At 53.9% G+C, this 20,610-nt stretch carries 20 protein-coding genes; 14 read left to right on the top strand and 6 right to left on the bottom strand.

Annotation, left to right across the window (positions count from 1 at the left end; translation table 11 throughout):
• The first annotated feature begins 199 nt into the window (after nucleotides 1-199).
• The 11 genes from ACVBEF_RS07475 to ACVBEF_RS07425 all read left to right on the top strand — a co-directional run bounded on the left by ACVBEF_RS07475 (nucleotide 200) and on the right by ACVBEF_RS07425 (nucleotide 12,104).
• Nucleotides 200-628: an RbsD/FucU family protein gene (locus tag ACVBEF_RS07475; protein WP_447123314.1), complete on the top strand. Its 429-nt coding sequence runs from the start codon at nucleotides 200-202 to the stop codon at nucleotides 626-628.
• A 570-nt stretch (nucleotides 629-1,198) separates the two neighbouring features.
• Nucleotides 1,199-2,104, top strand: a complete 906-nt coding sequence (locus ACVBEF_RS07470) for a dihydrodipicolinate synthase family protein (RefSeq protein ID WP_447123313.1) — start codon at nucleotides 1,199-1,201, stop codon at nucleotides 2,102-2,104.
• 54 nt (nucleotides 2,105-2,158) lie between these two features.
• Nucleotides 2,159-3,481 carry an ABC transporter substrate-binding protein gene (locus ACVBEF_RS07465; protein ID WP_447123312.1) on the top strand — a complete coding sequence of 441 codons (1,323 nt, stop codon included), beginning with the start codon at nucleotides 2,159-2,161 and terminating at the stop codon, nucleotides 3,479-3,481.
• A gap of 56 nt (nucleotides 3,482-3,537) precedes the next feature.
• Nucleotides 3,538-4,470 (top strand): carbohydrate ABC transporter permease, encoded by a 933-nt coding sequence (locus ACVBEF_RS07460; protein ID WP_447123311.1) that lies wholly within the window; start codon nucleotides 3,538-3,540, stop codon nucleotides 4,468-4,470.
• Nucleotides 4,467-5,285 (top strand): carbohydrate ABC transporter permease, encoded by an 819-nt coding sequence (locus tag ACVBEF_RS07455; protein WP_447123310.1) that lies wholly within the window; start codon nucleotides 4,467-4,469, stop codon nucleotides 5,283-5,285. The genes ACVBEF_RS07460 and ACVBEF_RS07455 overlap by 4 nt, the downstream gene beginning before the upstream one ends.
• Nucleotides 5,286-5,292: 7 nt before the next feature.
• Nucleotides 5,293-6,363 carry an ABC transporter ATP-binding protein gene (locus tag ACVBEF_RS07450; RefSeq protein ID WP_447123309.1) on the top strand — a complete coding sequence of 357 codons (1,071 nt, stop codon included), beginning with the start codon at nucleotides 5,293-5,295 and terminating at the stop codon, nucleotides 6,361-6,363.
• Nucleotides 6,364-6,401: 38 nt separating this feature from the next.
• Nucleotides 6,402-7,580: a fumarylacetoacetate hydrolase family protein gene (locus tag ACVBEF_RS07445; protein WP_447123308.1), complete on the top strand. Its 1,179-nt coding sequence runs from the start codon at nucleotides 6,402-6,404 to the stop codon at nucleotides 7,578-7,580.
• A gap of 190 nt (nucleotides 7,581-7,770) precedes the next feature.
• Nucleotides 7,771-9,294: a UxaA family hydrolase gene (locus ACVBEF_RS07440; protein ID WP_447123307.1), complete on the top strand. Its 1,524-nt coding sequence runs from the start codon at nucleotides 7,771-7,773 to the stop codon at nucleotides 9,292-9,294.
• 3 nt (nucleotides 9,295-9,297) lie between these two features.
• Nucleotides 9,298-10,320 carry an aldo/keto reductase gene (locus ACVBEF_RS07435; RefSeq protein ID WP_447123306.1) on the top strand — a complete coding sequence of 341 codons (1,023 nt, stop codon included), beginning with the start codon at nucleotides 9,298-9,300 and terminating at the stop codon, nucleotides 10,318-10,320.
• The gene (locus ACVBEF_RS07430) at nucleotides 10,317-11,156 is read left to right on the top strand and encodes an amidohydrolase family protein (RefSeq protein ID WP_447123305.1); all 840 of its coding nucleotides are present in this window, start codon (nucleotides 10,317-10,319) and stop codon (nucleotides 11,154-11,156) included. The genes ACVBEF_RS07435 and ACVBEF_RS07430 overlap by 4 nt, the downstream gene beginning before the upstream one ends.
• 177 nt (nucleotides 11,157-11,333) lie before the next feature.
• Nucleotides 11,334-12,104 carry a 2-keto-4-pentenoate hydratase gene (locus tag ACVBEF_RS07425; protein ID WP_447123304.1) on the top strand — a complete coding sequence of 257 codons (771 nt, stop codon included), beginning with the start codon at nucleotides 11,334-11,336 and terminating at the stop codon, nucleotides 12,102-12,104.
• 73 nt (nucleotides 12,105-12,177) lie between these two features.
• On the opposite strand, the gene ACVBEF_RS07420 is transcribed toward ACVBEF_RS07425, so the two are convergent.
• Nucleotides 12,178-13,227, bottom strand: coding sequence for a porin (locus ACVBEF_RS07420; protein ID WP_447123303.1), 1,050 nt, complete (start codon nucleotides 13,225-13,227; stop codon nucleotides 12,178-12,180).
• 356 nt (nucleotides 13,228-13,583) lie between these two features.
• On the opposite strand from ACVBEF_RS07420, the gene ACVBEF_RS07415 reads away from it, so the two are divergent.
• Entirely contained in the window at nucleotides 13,584-14,273 is a 690-nt protein-coding gene (locus ACVBEF_RS07415; protein ID WP_447123302.1) for a GntR family transcriptional regulator, read from the top strand.
• Between the two features lie 120 nt (nucleotides 14,274-14,393).
• Here ACVBEF_RS07415 and ACVBEF_RS07410 read toward each other — a convergent pair whose 3' ends face one another.
• Nucleotides 14,394-14,639 carry a type II toxin-antitoxin system Phd/YefM family antitoxin gene (locus ACVBEF_RS07410; RefSeq protein ID WP_447123301.1) on the bottom strand — a complete coding sequence of 82 codons (246 nt, stop codon included), beginning with the start codon at nucleotides 14,637-14,639 and terminating at the stop codon, nucleotides 14,394-14,396.
• A gap of 110 nt (nucleotides 14,640-14,749) precedes the next feature.
• On the bottom strand, nucleotides 14,750-14,986 hold the full coding sequence (locus ACVBEF_RS07405) for a hypothetical protein (protein WP_447123300.1): 237 nt from the start codon (nucleotides 14,984-14,986) through the stop codon (nucleotides 14,750-14,752).
• 419 nt (nucleotides 14,987-15,405) lie between these two features.
• Between ACVBEF_RS07405 and ACVBEF_RS07400 the strand changes: the two genes are divergently transcribed.
• Together ACVBEF_RS07400 and ACVBEF_RS07395 are read left to right on the top strand one after the other, a co-directional pair.
• The gene (locus ACVBEF_RS07400; protein ID WP_447123299.1) at nucleotides 15,406-17,109 is read left to right on the top strand and encodes a ClcB-like voltage-gated chloride channel protein; all 1,704 of its coding nucleotides are present in this window, start codon (nucleotides 15,406-15,408) and stop codon (nucleotides 17,107-17,109) included.
• A 377-nt stretch (nucleotides 17,110-17,486) separates the two neighbouring features.
• The gene (locus ACVBEF_RS07395) at nucleotides 17,487-18,623 is read left to right on the top strand and encodes a porin (protein ID WP_447123298.1); all 1,137 of its coding nucleotides are present in this window, start codon (nucleotides 17,487-17,489) and stop codon (nucleotides 18,621-18,623) included.
• Nucleotides 18,624-18,834: 211 nt separating this feature from the next.
• Here the strand turns inward: ACVBEF_RS07395 and ACVBEF_RS07390 are convergent, their stop codons facing one another.
• The 3 genes from ACVBEF_RS07390 to ACVBEF_RS07380 all read right to left on the bottom strand — a co-directional run.
• Nucleotides 18,835-19,257 (bottom strand): type II toxin-antitoxin system VapC family toxin, encoded by a 423-nt coding sequence (locus ACVBEF_RS07390; RefSeq protein ID WP_447123297.1) that lies wholly within the window; start codon nucleotides 19,255-19,257, stop codon nucleotides 18,835-18,837.
• Complete coding sequence (locus tag ACVBEF_RS07385; RefSeq protein WP_447123296.1) at nucleotides 19,257-19,502, bottom strand: type II toxin-antitoxin system Phd/YefM family antitoxin; 246 nt, start codon at nucleotides 19,500-19,502, stop codon at nucleotides 19,257-19,259. The genes ACVBEF_RS07390 and ACVBEF_RS07385 overlap by 1 nt, the downstream gene beginning before the upstream one ends.
• Before the next feature lie 71 nt (nucleotides 19,503-19,573).
• Nucleotides 19,574-20,610: AraC family transcriptional regulator (locus tag ACVBEF_RS07380; RefSeq protein ID WP_447123295.1), on the bottom strand; the 1,037-nt coding region annotated here is incomplete at its 5' end.

Genomic DNA, 20,610 nt, shown 5'->3' with positions numbered 1-20,610 from the left:
TCCGAAGTTTGGTGACCGTGATGGCTTTGGTATCTGCATGCAAGGGATTAATCAAAACGTTTTGTTCCTCTGGAACAATGACAGACGGCACCAACTGCAAGTGTGATGAATGTTCATAGCTCAATCAGCGGCTAATCCTGTGCTTTACAAAGTAACCGTTATTGGTAACATGTCAGCTTCTCCAACCCGAGGTATCCCCATGCTGAAATCCATCTCCCCCCTTCTCACCCCAGACCTGTTGCACGCGTTAGCCGCTATGGGCCACGGCGATGAAATTGCGATTGTTGACGCCAATTTCCCGGCAACATCGATGGCGCGCAGATTAGTGATTATTCCGGGCATTGCAACGCCCCCGGTTGTACAGGCCGTATTGAGCCTGTTTCCTATCGATGACTTTGTGCCCGAACCGGGATGGACGATGGAAATCGTCGGCAATCCGCTCGGCACGGTTCCGGCTCTTGATGAGATTCGCAACGTGGTCGGTCAGTACGACGCCCGCCCTGTCGCCAGCTTATCCCGAGAAGCGTTTTACCAACGGGCAACCGCCGCATTTGCCATTGTGCAAACCGGAGAATTACGCAAGTACGGCAATGTGATTCTGAAGAAAGGTGTTATTGCTACTGAGTGATGGTAACGGTGAGACTTAGATCGTCTTGGCTTCGGTTGACGATATCGAAATCCATTTATAAGTAGCTTATGTAAGGTTATCGAATTTAGATAACATGTCATAACATTTCTATTATTAAAGACAAGACACGCTCATAGCGCATTATTCTGACTTAAGCTTGTCAGACTATTATCTCCTCCGCCCTTCCTCACAGCGCTGGCAACCAGCCTCCCAAGACTCTCTTTGCCTCGGCGCGTCTTTCCAGTCACACCAAGCACAACCCTCACTTGACCACACGCACTTTGACCGCGTCTGAAAGGTCTGAGCCAACAATGCAGACCGCAATATTTGTAAGAAAAATAAACAAATCATTTACAACCAACACATTTACAACCAACATGTTAGACTGCAATCATTGATCGTTCGGATTTCAGCAAAGCTTGCAGATATGCGCAAAATAAAGAAACAAAAAAGATATCTGTAATCCCTGTGCCTTGAAAAACCAAGCGAAAAATACAGCATCTCCCGGCTTATGCACCCCATTAGCGCTCCGGCATCGCCCCTCTCGGCAGCACCTTTAAAGGAAAAATTTTGACTCCAACATTACATGGTCTGTGGCCTGCCCTCATGACCCCATTGGCGGCCGACCTGACGCTGGACGCTGAACGCGGCATCGCCCATGCAAAATCATTATTGGCCGCCGGTACCGATGGCATTACGCTCTTTGGTACAACCGGCGAAGGCGCATCGTTCTCGGTCGCTGAGCGCATGGCCTTCACCGACGCCTTGATCGCCGCAGGTGTTCCGGCCGCGCGCATGATCGTCTGCACGACTGCGGCCTCCAATGTGGACCAGATCACGCTGACCAGACATGCAGCGGCGCATAAAGTCGCCGCCGTGTTGATATTGCCGCCGTTCTTTTTTCGTAACCCGACTAAGCAAGGCATCATCGCCTCGGTTGCCGAAGTGATCGATGCGGTCAATGATCCTCTGCTGTCGGTGATCCTGTATCACATCCCGCAACTCTCCGGCATCCACTTCACCGCGACCATCATCCATGCCTTGGTCGAGCGCTATCCAACGCAAATTATTGGGGTCAAGGACAGTGCTGGCAATCTGGAACACGCCTTGGAATTGATTAAGGATTTCCCAACATTGCAGGTATTTGTCGGCGCTGAAGAGCACATCGCCACTGCGATGCAAGTCGGCGGGGCAGGATCGGTATGCGGATTAGCGAATCTGGCACCGCGACTGATCAAGCGTGTGATTGATCATCCAGCGCACGTATCACCACACGACACAGCGCTAATCGGTCAGCTCCTGAGCCTGATCGGACAGCATTCGTTTGTATCGATTTTCAAGATTGTGCTGGCCGAGCAAAAAAATGATTCGGCATGGCTAAGAGTGCGCCCGCCGATGTCGCAGCTGGATGCGGATGCAGCAGCGCAAGTAGTGGCAAGTTACAGAAGTTTTGAAATAGACCCCGCGACCATATAGATGAGCATATAGTCGCGCAACAAATATAATAAACAATCATAGTAAGGAGACAAAATGGATCAAAAAGCCAACCTTCAGCGTCGTCGCATCCTGCAGGCCACCTCAGCCTTAGGCATGATCGGCATGCTGCCTGGCGTGTGGGCGCAGGAGTTCGACTGGAAACGCGCCGCTGGCAAAAAACTTGAAGTGCATCTGATCAAGAATCCGCGTGGCGAACTGCTGCAAAAGTATGAAAAAGAATTCGAAGCACTGACCGGTATCACGGTCGGCTCAGAGCAGGTGCCAGAACAGCAATCACGCCAGAAAACGGTGATCGAATTCAATTCCGGCCGCACCAGTTTTGACGTGGTGCATATGAGTTATCAGGCCCAGAAAAAGCAGTTTGCCAAGGCCAAATGGTTAGAAGACTTGCGCCCGTATTTTGCCAAAGCCCCATCCAATTTCGATTTCAAGGATTTCTCCACCGGCGGAATTGCTTATGCCACCCAAAGCGATGGCCGTATCGACACGCTGCCGTTGAACCTTGACCCGTGGATTCTGTACTACAACAAAGAATTATTCGCCGCCAATAATATCGCCGTGCCGAAAACCTTCGCCGAACTGACCAACGCAGCGATCAAGCTGCATGATCCGGCAAAAGGCGTCGTAGGCATGGTCGGGCGTGGTGTGAAGAATGCCAACGTCTTGCTGTGGACTTCTTTCTTCCTCGGTTACGGCGGCACGTTTATCGATGCCGACGGTAAGTTGCTCACCGATTCACCAGCCGGTATCGCGGCAGGCAAACTGTATCGCGATCTGCTCAAAAATACCGGCCCGGCTGGCGTCGCAGGCTTTAACTGGAACGAAGCGCAAAGTTTGTTCTTGCAGGGGCGCGCGGCCATGTGGATCGATGGCAGTGGCTTTGCACCGCCGCTGGAAGATCCGACCAAATCCAAAGTGGTCGGCAAGGTTGGCTATGCAGAAATGCCAGCCGGTCCGGCGGGTCAGATTTCCGGCCTGACCGGCGACGGCTTGGGCGTATCAACATTCTCGCAAAACAAAGACGCAGCATGGCTCTACACCATGTGGGCGACTGGCAAAGTCATGCAAGCGCGCATGTTATCGACCGGCGCGGGTGCACCTGCCCGCAGTTCGCCTTACGCCAACAAGGAAGTCGTGGCCAGCCAAAAACTACCTGCCGCATGGCTGGCAGCGGTGTCGGGCGCGATCAAGCGCAGTACACCGATTTTGCCGATCATCGAGCCGGTTAATGAGTTCCGGGATGTCTACGGCATCGCATTGACCAATATGCTGGGCGGCGCCGATGTCGCCACTGAACTCAAGCGTGCAACGCTGGAGTTTCAGCCAGTGCTCACTAAAAGCGGTTACAAGTCTTAACTGAAAAGCCGTGCGTTCATGCAACGCACGGCTTTTTCACCCGGAACATACACAACATGCCCAACACGCTCTCTGCCACTGGTGAACTTGACCACTCGCCATCGCGCCCCCTGAAACTGATGCGAAAAAAAATCTCGCCCTTCGTCTGGTTCGTCTTACCAGCGATGATCGTGCTGCTGGCGATTATCATTTTTCCCTGGGGCTTTACCCTTTGGATGAGTCTGTTCGATTACAAAATTGGCTCACCATCTACCTTTATCGGTCTGGGTAATTACGCTGAACTGGCGCACGACCTGCGCTTCATGCAAGCGATTCTGCATACCTTGTACTTTACGGCGCTGGCGGTGATTCTGCCGCTGATATTCGGCACCTTTGCAGCCCTGATCTTCAATCGAAAATTTCCATTGCGCGGCTTGGTGCGCGGCATGTTTTTGCTGCCGATGATGGCAACGCCGGTTGCCATTTCACTGGTCTGGACCATGATGTTTCATCCGCAACAAGGGGTGCTCAATTACCTGCTGTCGCTCATCGGCATTGCGCCGTCGGAGTGGGTCTATTCATCGAGTCTGGCGATTCCCTGTCTGGTGATGGTCGATGTCTGGCAGTGGAGTCCGCTGGTGATGTTGATCGTACTGGGCGGCCTGGCCTCGTTGCCGAGCGATCCGTTTGAAGCCGCGCATCTGGAAGGTGCGTCGTCCTGGCAAGTATTCCGTTACATCACGTTTCCAATGGTGCTGCCGTTCATCATGGTGGCTGCTGTGGTGCGCCTGATCGATGCACTCAAAACCTTCGACACCATTTACGTCATCACGCAAGGCGGCCCCGGCACGGCGTCCGAAACGATTAATCTTTACCTGTATCTGCAAGCGTTTTCGTTCTATCAGATCGGCAAAGCGTCCGCCGTCGTCGTGGTATTTTTTGTGCTGGTCGTCGCACTGTCGATGACGCTGTTCTGGTTACGTGAACGTTCGAAATGGTCCGATTCATGAAAAAAATCATTGAAAAAATCGGATTCGGCATTTTGGTGCTGTTAATCGTCTCACCAGCCATTTCGGTGTTTTTGTGGATGTTATCGTTATCACTGAAGAACGAAGTCGATACCCTCGCCTATCCGCCTGTATTCATCCCGACCGCGCCAACATTTGCGAATTTCATTGCGGTCTTCAATGGCGGCCCGTTCTTTAGCTATTTTCTCAATAGCGTGATCGTCTCCGGCAGCGCCACTCTGATTGCTATCACCGTCGGCGTGCCTGCCGCCTACGGGATCACACGCATGAAGGCCAGAAAGATGCTGCTGACCATCATGGTTGCGCGCATGACACCGGCGATCAGTTTTTTGATTCCCTTGTTTACCGTGTTCCAGTTTCTGGGCTTGACCGGGACCTTAGTGCCGATCGTAATCACCCACATGGTCATCACCTTGCCGATTTCGGTGTATATCATCGCCGGTTATTTTGAGACCCTACCGCGTGAGCTGGAAGAAGCGGCCACCATGGACGGTTGCACGACATGGCAAAGCTTCTGGCATGTCGCCATGCCGTTGGCGCGCCCGGGCATTATGGTCGCGGCGATTCTGGCGTTTATCTTCTCCTGGAATAACTTTGTCTTCGGTGCGGTGTTAGCGGGCCGGGAAACCCGCACCTTGCCGGTCGCCATCTACAACGTCCTGACCTTCGAACAAATCGCATGGGGGCCGTTAGCCGCTGCGGCCTTGTTGGTGACGTTACCAGTGTTATTGCTCACACTTTTCATTCAAAAAGAAATCGTCGGCGGACTAACCGCCGGTGGCGTCAAAGGATCATAGGCCTCACATGTCTTCAGTTACCCTTCACAACATCCGCAAGGATTTTGGTAAAACATCGATTATTCGCGGCGTCGATATCGCCATCCCGCATGGCGAGTTCGCCGTCTTTGTCGGCCCCAGTGGTTGTGGAAAATCGACCTTGCTACGCATGGTGGCAGGCCTTGACTCGCCAACCTCCGGGACCATCATGCTGGGCGAACGCGTGATCAATGACGTCCCGGCCAAGAATCGCAACGTCTCCATGGTGTTTCAAAGTTATGCGCTGTATCCGCATATGTCGGTTGAGCGCAATATGGGTTTTGGTCTGATGATCTCCAAAACTGCACCCGAGATGATCCGCAGCAAAGTCGCGGCGGCGGCAAAAACGTTAGGACTCGATAAATTGCTCACGCGCCTGCCACGTGAATTGTTGGGCGGTCAGCGTCAGCGTGTGGCGATGGGGCGCGCCATGGTGCGTAATCCGGAAGTGTTTTTGTTTGACGAGCCGCTCTCCAATCTGGACGCCAAGTTGCGGGTGCAGATGCGTACCGAGATTCGCGCGCTGCATCAACGCCTCGGCACGACCTCGATCTATGTCACGCATGATCAGGTCGAAGCCATGACCATGGCCGACCGTATCGTCGTTCTGCGCGATGGCTTGGTCGAGCAAATGGGCAGTCCGACCGAACTCTACGATCGCCCGATCAATACGTTTGTGGCGGCTTTTATCGGCTCACCGTCGATGAATTTGCTTACCGGCACGGTACAAAATGGGGCCGTTAATTTTGACGCCGAGTTTAACGCCCGGCTGGCTATGCCGATCAATGTGCGTATCGAGGATGCGGCAAACATCACTGTCGGCATTCGTCCCGAGGATTTCCGGGTCGTGCCAATCGGCAGTCCGGGTTCGATCTCTGCGCAAGTCAACATCACCGAATTCACCGGGGCCGACACGCAGTTAATTTGCACCGTGAACGGGCAAGAAGTCATCGTCGTGCTGCATGAGCGCGCGACCGCAAAAGTGGGCGAAGTGATCGGTTTGACCTGTGCTGCAGAAAAATTGCATTTATTTGATACGGCGTCGGGTATTCGGCTGTAATCTTCCCGTCAGGATCATTTATTTGAGAAAGCAACACCATGAAAAATCGCTTGAACATTGCCGCCTGCCTGCCTGACGACCTTGACCGTGCTGTACTCGTAGGCCGCATCTGGTCTCCGGCTGTCAATGGTCCTGTATTGGTGAGTATCCGTGCTGATGGGGTCTACGATCTGTCAGCTGTGGCGGCAACGGCCAGTGCGCTATTGGAGATGGACAATCCGGTCGACGCCATCGCCCGCGCCGGGACGTTACCGCGGCTGGCGGCGCTGCAAGATGTGCTGACTAACTCAGCGCACGATACGCAGGATATCAACGCGCCGTGGTTTCTCGCCCCCTGCGATTTACAGGCCATCAAAGCCAGCGGCGTGACCTTCGTGTCCAGCATGTTAGAGCGCGTCATTGAAGAGCAGGCACGCGGTGACGCCTCCAAATCCGAAGCCATCCGGGCCTCAATTGTGGCCATCATTGGCGACAATCTCTCCAGCGTTAAACCAGGCTCGGACGACGCGATGCGTCTGAAAGAGGCGTTGATCAAACAAGGCGTCTGGTCCCAATATCTGGAAGTCGGCATTGGCCCTGACGCTGAAATCTTCACCAAATCGCAACCGTTGTCAGCGGTCGGCATAGGCGCTGAAGTCGGGATTCATCCCAAGTCAGAATGGAATAACCCGGAGCCGGAAATTGTATTGGCCGTCAATAGTCGGGGCCAGACCGTTGGTGCAACGCTGGGCAATGACGTGAACCTGCGCGATTTTGAGGGACGCAGTGCGTTGCTGCTGGGCAAGGCCAAAGACAACAACGGTTCCTGCGCCATCGGTCCGTTTATCCGGTTGTTCGACGCGCATTTCACCATCGCCGATGTCAGAGGCTGTGATCTTTCCATGCGCGTCGATGGACGTGATGATTTTGTGATGCATGGCAAAAGTTCGATGTCCATGATCAGCCGCGATCCGCTCGATTTAGTCCTGCATGCAGCAGGCCCGAACCACCAGTATCCGGACGGGTTGATGCTGTTTCTTGGCACCATGTTCGCACCGACCGATGATCGTCTCGCACCGGGCCAAGGATTCACCCATCTGGTGGGCGACATCGTCAGCGTGACGACGCCAACATTGGGAGGACTGGTCAATCGCGTCAATTTCTGTGACGCTATTTCACCATGGACTTTCGGCATTTCTGCACTGATGAAAAACTTAGCACAGCGCAAGCTGATTTGATCGTTAGGCCTGCATTCTCATCCACTTTGAACTTGCGCAAAATATCGGATATCCGTTCGAACTGAGTAGCCCTCAAGGGCGTATCGAAGTCAGCACTAACCGTAAGTACATCTTCGATACGCTTCGCTACTCAGTCCGAACGGGTTGTTAACTGCATAGGTCTGCGTAAATCTTACCCCTTAGGAACACTATGTCCTCCGACACCACATCATCGATCCGACTAAGTCCACATGACGCCGTCGTGATCGCCTTACGCGATCTCGATAGCGGTACCACCATCCCGACAGAAAATATTGTCTGTACCCAGCCAATTCCCGCCGGTCACAAGGTCGCCACCCAGGCACTCAATGTGGGCGACCCGGTACGCCGCTATAACCAGATCATCGGATTTGCAACCAGCGCCATTGCTCCTGGCGAACACGTCCATGTCCATAATCTGGAGGTGCGGGAGTTTGATCGCAGCTATCAGTTTGGCGAGACGTATCAAGCAACTGTGCCAGCGCCGCAACCGGCCACCTTTCAGGGCATCGTGCGCGCCGATGGACGGGTAGCAACCCGCAATTACATCGGCATTATTGCGACGGTGAATTGCTCGGCGACGGTCTCGAAATACATTGCAGAGGCGTTTCGCGGCGATGGTCTGAAAGATTTTCCACACGTCGATGGTGTGGTGGCGCTGACCCACTCAACCGGCTGCGGCATGGATTCAAGCGGCGAGGGCATCGATATTTTGCGGCGCACTATCGCCGGCTATGCGCGCCACCCTAACTTCGCAGCGGTCTTGATCATCGGACTCGGTTGCGAGGCCAATCAGTTAGATGCGCTCAAAATGTCGCACGGTTTGGAAGACGGTACGCTGCTGCACAGCATGACGATTCAGGACATGGGCGGCACTGCCAATGCCGTGAAGGCAGGCATACAAAAGATCAAAGACATGCTGCCTGAGGCCAATCGGGTACAGCGCGAGACAGTATCGGCCAGCCACATCATCGTCGGTTTGCAATGCGGCGGCTCGGACGGCTATTCCGGCATTACTGCCAATCCTGCGCTCGGCGCTGCGGTGGATCTGCTGGTACAGCACGGCGGCACGGCCATTTTGTCGGAGACGCCGGAAATTTACGGGGCCGAGCATTTGTTAACGTCACGCGCTGTGAGCCGTGAAGTCGGTGAACGCATCGTCGAGCGGATTCATTGGTGGGAAGAATATACGGCCCGCAATCAGGGCGAGATGAACAATAATCCTTCGCCCGGCAACAAGGCCGGTGGCTTGACGACGATATTAGAAAAGTCCCTTGGTGCAGTCGCCAAAGGCGGTTCCACCGGCTTGATGGGCGTCTATGAGTATGCCAAACCAGTGACCGCAAAAGGTTTCGTTTTTATGGATACGCCAGGCTACGATCCGGTCTCGGCCACAGGCCAGGTCGCCGGTGGCGCTAATGTCATTTGCTTCACCACCGGGCGCGGTTCGGTCTATGGCTGCAAACCCACGCCATCGCTCAAACTGGCCACCAATACCGCCTTGTATAAAAAAATGACCGATGACATGGATTTCGATTGCGGCCAGATTTTGAGCGGTTCACTGACGGTCGCCGAAGCGGGTGAGCAAATCTTTCAGATGATTCTGGCGCTGGCCTCCGGCACGCAAAGCAAGAGTGAAATGCATGGTTTCGGGGCCGATGAATTCGTGCCTTGGCAATTAGGCGCGGTGATGTAGGCCATGAACAATCCTCTATTCCTCCCCACCATAGACGGCCTGCCGCTGGGTTTTGGCGGCGCACCGATCGGCAATTTATTTACGGCATTGTCAAACGCACAGGCGTCTGATCTGCTGACCCACGTGCTGGCGCAGGGATGTCGGACGTTCGACACCGCCCCGCATTACGGCAAGGGATTGTCAGAGCGCCGTATCGGTGACGCTCTGCGGTCGGTATCGCCATCGCACTACGTGCTCTCCACCAAAGTCGGACGCTTGCTCAAACCGGCTACCGATGCGCCCCGCGAACAGCATAGTTATGTGGACGTGCTGCCGTTTGTGCAGCAATACGACTACAGTTTTGACGGCACGCTGCGCAGCGTGGAAGACAGCTTGCAACGATTGGGACTGGCATCGTTTGACGTGGCCTACATCCATGACATGGACGTGGCGACACACGGCACGAACGCCCCGACAATATTGCAGGCGGTCATCAGCGGCGCTATTCCTGCCCTGCAACGCCTCAAAGAACAAGGCCTGATCAAGGCCTTCGGTCTGGGCGTCAACGATGCGCAGATTTGCATCGATGTCATGCAGCAGGCGCATCTGGATTGTCTGATGCTGGCGGGGCGCTACTCGCTGCTGGATCAAACTGGGCTGACAACGCTGTTGCCCTTGTGCGAGCAAGCCGGTACGCGGGTGGCGCTGGGCGGTGTCTTTAACTCCGGCATTCTGGCCACCGGCGTGCGCGGTCTGCAACCGGCGAGCTTTGATTACGGCCCGGCGTCGGCCGAGGTCATTTCTCGCGCTGGCCTGATTGAAGATGTGTGCGCAGAGTTCGCCGTGCCGCTGCGTGCTGCGGCCTTGCAATTTCCCCTCGCGCACAAGGCGGTTGAGATTGTGATGCTGGGGGCACGCAATATTGGCGAATGGGATGATGCCGGCAAGATGATGCGCCACGTTATTCCAACAGCATTCTGGAGCGCATTACAGGCCAGAGGATTGCTGCCGGAACATGCGCCACTGCCATCGAAGAGCTTTGCATGATCGATAGTCATTTTCATATCTGGCAACTGGCGCTGCATGATTACGACTGGCTCACACCGGCGCTGGGGCCCATTTACCGCGATTTCTCGATAGCCGACTGGCGTGTCCACGCCCAGAAAAACGGCATTGAGCAAGGGATCCTGGTACAGGCCACCGCGACCGAAGCCGAGACCCACTTCCTGCTCGCCGCAGCAGCCCACTATCCCGAGAGCGTCATCGGTGTAGTCGGCTGGGTCGATCTGGAAGCCGATGACGCCAGCGCACGGATCGCCGCGTTGGCTGGCAATCCGCTGTTGCGCAGCCTGCGTCCGATGCTGCAAGACATCCCCGATCCCGACTGGATTTTGCAGCCGCGCGTGATTGCCGCGCTGCGCACGCTTCCTGCATTGGGCCTGAGTTTCGACGCCCTGATCAAGCCCATCCATCTTGCGCGTATCGCACAACTGGCGCGCCTCATACCCGACCTCAACATCATCATCGATCATGGTGCAAAGCCCGATATCGCCAGTGGTGAGATCGATGACTGGATGCAAAATATCGCGCTGCTGGCGGCGTTACCGCATGTATTTTGCAAGCTCTCCGGTCTGGTCACCGAAAGCGGTGCTGCGCCCTCATTGACGGCCTGCGATCGCGTCATTACCCAACTACTCACGCTCTTCCCCAAGCGCACTTTATGGGGCAGCGATTGGCCGGTACTTGAACTTGCCAGTGATTACACACACTGGTCAGATCATGCGCATCATTGCGTGGCGACGCACGGTAGCATCGAAGCAGACGTATTCCGCAATGCCGCTTTGTGTGCTTATGGATTAGGGTTGCCCCCCAACGGTATGTAGCAATAAGTGATCCGTCATAACGAATTTTCTTATGCATTCCTCCTATTCCGTTCGTACTGAGTAGCCCACAGGGCGTATCGAAGTATGCGCACAGGCGTGCGTACCCTTCGATACGACGCTACGCGTCTACTCAGGGCGAACGGCCTCATGTCGATTGATAATCCTCCTTTAAAACCTATGTTTTCTCATCAAATTACTCTTGCCGCCAGACATCTCGTCGCCATCCGTCACACCGGCCAACCCGGCCCACGCTTACCTGAAAACCTTCGCCCCAAAAACAACGACGATGCACTACAAATCCAACGCGAAGTAGCGCGCTTGCGCGGCGCAGACATTGCCGGCTGGAAATGCGCCTCACCGGTCACCGACAAGATTGCTGTTGCCCCCCTTCTGGCGTCCGATATCGTGACGTCTGGCCCCCATTGCACGCTGGCCGCCATCGATGGCATGGTCGCGCTCGAACCTGAAATTGCCTTCGTGATCGGTACCGATCTGCCACCGCGCTCAACCCCTTATAGCCCTGACGAAATCAAACAGGCGATTGCCGCCACACACCTCGCGTTTGAATTGATCGCGACACGGTATGCCGAACCTGGCGTGGTGACTTTCCCGGAAAAGCTGGCAGATAATTTATCCAATGGCGGTTTGCTGGTCGGTCCTGCAATCCGCTGGGAAAATGAAAAAGAGCTGGCTGCTATCGCGTTGACGCTCAACGGACCGGACGGCGAACTTGGCCGCTGGGATGGCACACATCCGGACGACAATCCTTTATTGCCGCTGTACTGGCTGGCGAATTTTTTAGCCGCTCATGACAGCGGCCTCAAGCGCGGCCAGATCGTCATTACCGGCTCCTATCACGGCGTCATTCACGTCCCGCAAAACGACTTGCTGAAGATGCAGTATGGTGCGTTGGGAACGCTGGATATTGAGATTGGCGAACCACGCTAATTCGACTGCGGTAATACGCTTGGCACGAAAAAAAACGCTGATTATTCAGCGTTTTTTATTGCTACCCGACGACTTAGAAAGTGTGACGTATCCCCGTCATCACGCCTGCCCGACTGGTATTGCCATACATCGGTGTCGAAAAGCCCGTGGTATTTGCCAACGTGCTCCATGCGCCGCTAAATGTATTCAAATCTGCTTCAACATAAATATCGGTGCGTTTGCTCAGGAAATAATCCAGCATCACCGCTGTCATGAAGCGATTCCCATTGGTTCCGGCATGATTGAGTTTGTCGTAGTTCAAGGTCCCGATCAGATTCAAGCCCGCTGCCAATGTCACGTTCGCACCCACGTAGTACACCTTGTTTTTATAGTCTGCTACGTCCAACTTGCTGTTGGTATAACCCAGATAATATTTCACGCTACTGAATGCATAAGTGCCGCCTAGCGACCACACCGTTTGCTTGCTCAGTGCCGACTTTGCGATGCCAAAATACTCCGTCCCGATACCGTTCATCACGGTATAAGCGCCACCTAAATGGACAGGCCCATTGTCGTAACCCAACGTCCCGGCATTGCTGGAACCTGCATTGGCATTGCCGACTTGCTCGCCAAAGGTATGCCCCAATGCGACAGTGAAGTTCGATAGCTTGATGTTGTATTGCAGCTGATTGTCCTGACGCAGGCCGGTGTAATTGCCGCCTTGATAGCCGACTATCGCCTGATTGGCAAAGAAGAATGCATCATAGCTAGTCATCATTTCATGCGTGACCGTGTACTTACGACCCAGAATGACATTGCCGAAATCGCCGCTCAGACCAACAGTACTTTGACGACCGAACAAACGCCCGCCCTGACCGGACACACCCGTGTCAGGATTAAAACCGGCCTCCAGTACGAAGTTTGCCTTCAGGCCTCCTCCGAGATCTTCCGTACCTTTAAAGCCAAGACGACTACCGCTCAAGATACCGTCGGTTTCTTCTATCTTGCTGTTCCCGGCGGCATTTTGATGGGTGGTGTAACGCACGCTGGTGTCGACGATGCCGTAGACGGTAATGTTGGTTTGCGCCTGGGCTACAACGGCATAGCTTCCCAATAATGCCGCGGCGATCAATACTCGTTTCATCTTCTCTCCTGATAGTCATTTTTAATTTTTTTGGGTAGAACCTGCGTTCACATCAGCCCGATCAATGACTACCTGCTCTCACTATTCTTACCAAGAGCAGGATAAAAAATGTCATTAATAGGTCATCTACAACGCAGTAACATGTTAGATGGTTATGTAAATTTGTCAATTGGTATTTGACACAAAGGACACACCCGTTACTTTTCTGTCACAGCGTTACAAAACGGTCATGTGAGCAAACCCGACCAGCAATGAATTTGCTGAAATTGTCTATGGAAGATAAGGGAAAAGAGGGCGAAATCAGAAAAATTACATGCTAACATGTCGTCGTTTACGCACTCTGCACGGGAACCCCCATGAAAAAGAAATCAAGTGAAGTCAGCTTGCAAGAAGACGTCCAGGAAAAACCGCTACGATTAATTTCCTACGAGAGATTCACCCAACAAATTCTCAGCGGCAATATCCGCCCCGGACAATTTTTATCGCAACGCGAACTGATGCAAGTGACCGACATGCCGCTAGGTGCCATCCGCGAAATGGTGCCCCGCCTTGAAGCCGAAGGCCTCATCAAAACCGTGCCCAATCGCGGCCTGCAAGTCTGCTACGTCGATTTAAAATTAGTCCGCAATGCCTTCCAGCTGCGCCTCGTACTCGAACGCGAAGGGATCGCCAGGTTCACCCGCAATGTCTCCGAAATCGATTTGAGCCGGATCGAAAAAGCCCATAAAGACATCATCAAACGCGCCAAGTCCGGCGTCATTGACGCCAGGCTATTAAGCGACGCCCAGGCAGTCGATCGCGGCCTGCACGCCATGATGATCGATTCACTCGGCAACGAAATCATTTCCGAAATTTATCGCGTCAACAGCCTGCGGATACACTTGATCCGACTCGAAAAAACCGTGTTGACATCAGAAGGTCTGCTGCCAGCCATGCTGGAGCATCTGGCGCTGATTGAAGCGATTAAATTGCGCGATATTGATAAGGCGGTCGATGCGTTGAGTTCGCATTTGGATACGGCGCGGTTGAGGATGTTGGCGGATTAGGCTTAGCGGCCAGCAATTGAAACGCCCTGCATTTGATCACGTTGGCGGCGGCAATCCTTCCCGCAATGCGAGTTCCAGACAGCCAGCGCATGGTGACGGAATTATCAAGAACGATGCGCATCAATCACGCCCGTCCTCGATCAACGGCTTGGTGTCAATATCGATGATCGGTGGATAGGACGCCATCAATTGCTGCATGTGGGCTACCCCTGCAGCAACGTCCGTCTTCTTTGATGCATCCGAAGGGACCAGATCAGCAATCGCTTCGCCTCTGAGGGTGATCGTGTAACGGTTGCCCAATTGCACACCATGTAAAAGTTCCGGCAATTTTGTTTTCGCTTCTTCAGAGCCCATTTCGATATGCATGATTTTTCTCGGATTGAACTTAATAGAGCAGTGTATAGACCAGTCTTCAATTATCAAGCGCACCGCGATGCTCAACGGAGGTTTGTTGAGCTTGATCGATGACGAGAATGTTAGTGTGTTTTTCCCTGACTGATCACCTCCGCCAACCACGGAACCTGCGCCGCCGCTTCACGCACAGCTGCATTTTCATCCTGAAAACGCAGACCGGAATAATCGCCCACCATCGTCCAACGCCCCTCGTCTTCGGGGTCTTTGCGGAATACTTTGAAACTGAACGTCCCATCGGGATGGTGCATGACGTCAACACAATGCAAACCGGAGACGTCTTCAATACTATTTATGGTCATGGTTTTCTCGATCATATTGGGCGCTGATTGACAGGCATGCTCGGAAGATACCGCTCAATGATGTTCTCTCGTCGTTATTGCCCATCTTTTTTGCTGGTCCGACCGCAAAAATCAGAGGGAGCTGCTCCCAATTCACCGCTAATCTGCTTTAGCAGACCACCAAATTAACGCCAATGACAGGCAACAACATCCCTTTCAACAGATCATCACCATGATCAACGCATCCCCATCCCACGCACCTCCATCCAACGTTTCACAAGAAAATGAACACCATTTATCAGGACGACAATCTGCGCGGTGCGCTGCATGGCAGTCCGAACAGGTTGGATTATTTTTTACAAATTAAACGTCAACATGCTCTACTATTTTTCGCCGCCTGATCTGCTCCTGCCAATGCCATCATCTCTACTGTGCGCTCCATGAAACACCGCATCTCAAAACTGTTTGAAGACCACACGATACTGCTGCTGGCCGCCATAGCAGGCGTCCTGGGCGCTTTTTCCACCATCGCCTTTCGCGACGGCATCAGCGCCATCCAGATTCTGCTCACAGACCATAGCGGCAGTCTGGTGGCGATGGCTAAAAGTTTGCCGTGGTACTGGCGTTGCATCACGCCCGCATGCGGCGGGGTCGTGGCCGGGATGCTTTTGCATCGGGTCGGCAAGATCCCCGGCGCACGCGGCAATATCGATTATATGGAGGCCGTCGCGATCGGCGACGGGCATATTCCGATCCGGCACAGTCTGTTGCGCAGCGCCTCCTCGATGTGTTCGATTGCCACCGGCGGATCGATCGGGCGGGAAGGATCGATGGTCCAGCTGGCGGCCTTATGCGCGTCTTTAGTCGGGCGGGGTACACGCTTGCAACCGGAGACCTTGCGCTTGCTGGTCGCCTGCGGGGCGGCAGCAGGGATTACGTCAGCGTATAACGCGCCACTGGCGGGCGCTTTTTTTGTGACCGAAATCGTGTTGGGATCGATCGCGATGAAAAATTTCGGTCCGGTGCTAGTCGCCTCGATCCTCGCCAACATGACCATGCGCACCTTTTCCGACTATCACGCACCCTATCAAATGCCGCTGTTCCCGTCCGTATCGGGAGCAGAAGTGTTGCTGTTTGGCGTGCTCGGCGTGGTCATCGGCGTCATTGCGCCGGGGTTCTTGCGCACGATTGCCTTTTCTAAAAAACAGTTTCAACGACTACCCGCGTTTTTACCGCTGCGACTTGGCCTTGGCGGTTTGATGGTCGGTGTCTTGTCGATCTGGACGCCGGAAGTCTGGGGTAATGGCTACAGTGTTGTGAACGCCGTTTTGCATCAGCCATGGACCGTTACTGCGCTGATGTCGCTGTTGCTTTTCAAGGTGATTGCCACGGCGCTCACCACCGGTTCGGGTGCCATTGGCGGGGTATTTACGCCAGCGCTGTTTGTGGGCGCCATGGTTGGCTGCGTATTCGGGTTGGCGCTCCATACGCTGTGGCCCGCCACAAGCGCCGCGCCTTTTGCCTACGCCATCGCTGGGATGGGGGCGTTTTTAGCGGCCACCACCAAAGCGCCGCTGATGTCGATACTCATGATTCTGGAAATGACCTTGAGTGTTCAATTAATCTTGCCGCTCATGCTCGCCTGCGTCGTGGCGGTACTGGTCGCGCGCGCCATCGCTGAAACGGCGATGTACGACATCACCATCCAACGAACCCGCGCAGTGCAAGAAAGACAAAGCCTCAGGCTGACCACGATGCATGCGCTCATCAAGCCTGTGCAGACGGTTGTACCAACTACGGCGACGATCAAGGAGATCGCTGCTTTGTTTGCGCAATATCCGGTGAAATATGTATACGTAACCAATGACGCCCACACATTTTGCGGCGTCGTTGCGCTCAAAGACATCACCGCAGCATTGCTCAACGACAACACGCCATCGCGCAAAACGGCCGCTGATTTTTTACAAACGCGTTTCGACAGCCTCGGCCCCGATATGCCGCTAGACGAAGCGCTGGAACATTTCGTAAAATTTCAGGGCGAACGGTTGCCGGTTGTGGAGAGAACCGACCCGGCCCGGCTGCTCGGTGTGGTCTATAAAACATCGATACTCGAAGCCTACTGCCGCATGAATACTTTGGCTTAAGCCAAACATTACCTATCTGTTTAGGGCTTCCGCAAAATCGTCCCAGCAAGGCAGACTGACGAAGACAGTATTTAGTACGGCTAGGAGGGATAACGCCGCTGGGGCGATTTTGCGGAAGCCCTCCTGTTGCAGAATCGCCAATCTTGCTCTACAGACCGACTGTCTGACGCTAATGACAGGTCCATTCAAGGTCTTTTCCTCATCATAGACTTCAACAATCCCGCATAACCATCATAAAGACAGGAAGCATTTATGCGCGGTCGTTATACTGCGGCACGTCGTCAGGCCGATATCTGCGCAGTGGATTCAATATTTTTTAGCAACAACAAAGTACCCGCACTGGCACAGACTGGTTCGGTATATATAACTACCTGGAGATGAAATTGAAAATAACATTGAAATCGATCAGCTTAGCAACGCTGATGTTTGCCGCTAGCGCAGCACAAGCGCAAACATCCGTGACGATCTATGGCGCGATCGATTCGGGCCTGTATTACCAGAACACTTCGGCCGCATCCTTTAGCCCGTTAGCCAAAAATACCGGCAGCACCTTCCGCTATAAAGACGCTGGCATCTACGGCAGCGTCTGGGGCATGCGCGGCAACGAAGATTTAGGCGGCGGCTATCGTGCCAACTTCCAGTTGCAAGGCTCATACGACAGCGGCAGCGGAAAAATGGGCCTCAGCGACACCCCGGGTGCGGCCGCCATCTTTAATCAAATCTCCACGGTTGGTATCTCCGGCCCGTTCGGCGGCGTCAGTATCGGACGTCAAGTCACGCCGATGATTTATGCCATGGTCGAAACCGATGTCCGCGCCGGTCAATATTTCGGCAGTATTCTGACCGCATGGATCGGCATGAATACCGCTGCAGGCTGGCCCGGCAGCAGCACCAACGGACCGATAGGCGCGATGTGGGACAGCAATGCCATCGTCTATCAATCGCCGAATTTCGGTGGCGTCACCCTGGGTCTGGAATATGCGCCCGGTGAAGTCTCCGGCAATAATCAGGCGGCCCGACGCGAATCGGCGGTGCTGAAATATGCCAATGGCGGCTTGCATTTATCGGCGCTCTATTACGACGGTCACGACACCAATCCGGCAACTGGCATAGCGGCAACCGGGGTCGATAACAATCGTCTGGTGTATCTGGGTGCGCTCTACAACATCGCAGGATTTTCTGCCTCTGGTTCGGTGAGTAACGGCAAAAACCCATCGAATTCCAGCAAAACCAATATTGATATGTATTCGGTAGGTTTGGGCTACCGCTTTACCCCCGTGTTCAAGATCAGCAGCGGTCTCTACTATCTGAAAGACGCCAACAATTCGGTCAACAAATCGACGACTCTGGCGCTCGGCGCGGAGTACCAACTGTCGAAACGGACCACCTTATATGCCCAGGCCGGCAAGGTCAGCAATAAAGGCACGATGACGCAGGCCATCGGCTACGGTCAACCGGTCGCGCCGGGGATGGATACCACGGCTGTGATGACGGGGATACGGCATACGTTTTGATGCGGGGTGAGTAAGCCTGAAATGTAGAATAAAAAAGGGGAGGCGTCAAAAACGCCTACCCTTTTTTATTGCAACTAACCAAAGCGCATGAACATGTGAATTTAAAAAATCGGTACGTACTGTCTTGTCATATTGCTCAAATGCAGGCAATGATGATGGGCCAGAAATCAAGAAGTTCTTTTCAGCGGCAACCGTTGCGAATTTTCCGCATTTACTTGATGAAGCGCCTGGCACCGGCCTTTTTGATGGCCTTGACCAACCCATCGTCGAGCGTGGCGAGCGGCAATCCCTCCCTCAGTGCGAGTTCCAGATACGCAGCGTCGTATGCCGACAAGTTGTAGCGTCGCGCTAATTGCAAGGTATCTCGCATGGCATGCGCACTTGTTTCCGGGTCAACCTGAATATGCATCTGCTCAAGCGCATGCACAAATGCCGCACTTCGCGCCTCGCTCAGTCCGAATTTCTTTTCGGCTCTTGCGATCACATTGGCGACTTCCAGACCCCAGACACCCGGCACCAGGATACTGTCCACGGTGATCGCCGCCAATACCTGTTTGGCGTACGCCTGATCGCCGGACGAACCGTCGCCGAACAGCCAACGCATGGTGACCGAATTATCAAGAACAAATCGCATCAATCGCGCCCTTCCTCGATGAGCGCCTTGGTATCAATCCCAATGATCGGCGGATAGGATGCCATCAACTGCTGCATGTGGGCTACCCCTGCAGCAACGTCCGTCTTTTGCGATGCGTCCGAAGGGACCAGGTCGGCAATCGCTTCGCCTCTGAGGGTAATCGTATAACGGTTGCCCGATTGCACACCGCGCAACAGTTCCGGCAATTTTGTTTTTGCCTCGTAAGACCCGATTTCGATATGCATGATTTTGCTCCGACTAAACATGAATAGACTAGTATATAGACCAGTCTTAACCTGTCAAGCGCACCGGAATGTCAATCTTTATCAGTCTTACCCGCACCATTCCGATAACTGGTAGGCGACATCCCCTCCCAGCGTTTAAATGCCCGCGTGAAGTTACTGGTATCGTTAAATCCCAGCAAAAAGGTAATCTCAGTAATCGATAGCACCGACTGCTGGACGTAGCTGGCCGCGAGTTCTTTGCGGATGCTGTCGAGCAATTCATGAAAATTCGTATCGCGCTGCGAGAGCTTGAATTGCAAGGTCGTCGGACTGATGCACATGACGCTGGCGACTTTATCTCTGGTGCAGTCGCCGTTGGGCAGATACTCAATAATCTTCTGGCGTACGGTCGCTACGACGTCATTCTTGTCGAGCCGGGCCATGTACTTGGTCGCCAGATTGTCATTGAGTTGCGCCAACTCTGCGCAACCTCCGGCCAGCGGCTGCTGTACATCCTTCTTCGCAAACACCATCACCGGTCCTGCCCCGTTAAAACTGACCGGCGCGCGAAACAGGGTTTCGTAAGGTCCGCCGCCTTCATGCGGCATCGGATGAGACAGCGCCACGCGCAAGGGATTAAATTCGGGTTTATACAACTGACGCATGGCCAGCACGAGAAACCCCATTAATGCATCTTCGGTTTCGGCGCTGACCGCTACCAGCAGCCGGATGTGCAAGGCGACTTCATGCTCAGACTCCACCACGGTCACATCACAGGTTTGTGACGCCAGCCTGAAAAACCGTGCGATTCGTTGACAAAACTCCATCAAATTAGAGCTGGCCGCCAAGGCAAAGCCAAGTGCATGCAGGTTCGAAATATGAATGAACCGGGCAACCGTTAAGCCGAAATAAGGGTTGTGGGTGACGTCCACACAGGTTCGGTAGAGCTTGGTAAGCGTGACCACCGATAGCCGACACATCGGGTCATTCTTGAGCGACAACGGGATGCCCACCGCCTGAAAAATCCGTGTGCTGTCTATCCCCGTGTATTCCAGTGCTTTGGCGATCGCCAGCGCGTATCCGCCAATCGTGGTCATCGATTCGTGCTTGTCCGGGTACTCGGCATAGA

The sequence above is a fragment of the Glaciimonas sp. GG7 genome (assembly GCF_052976905.1).
Note: the sequence above shows the minus strand (reverse complement) of the source record. Positions and strands in the feature narration are given on the sequence as shown.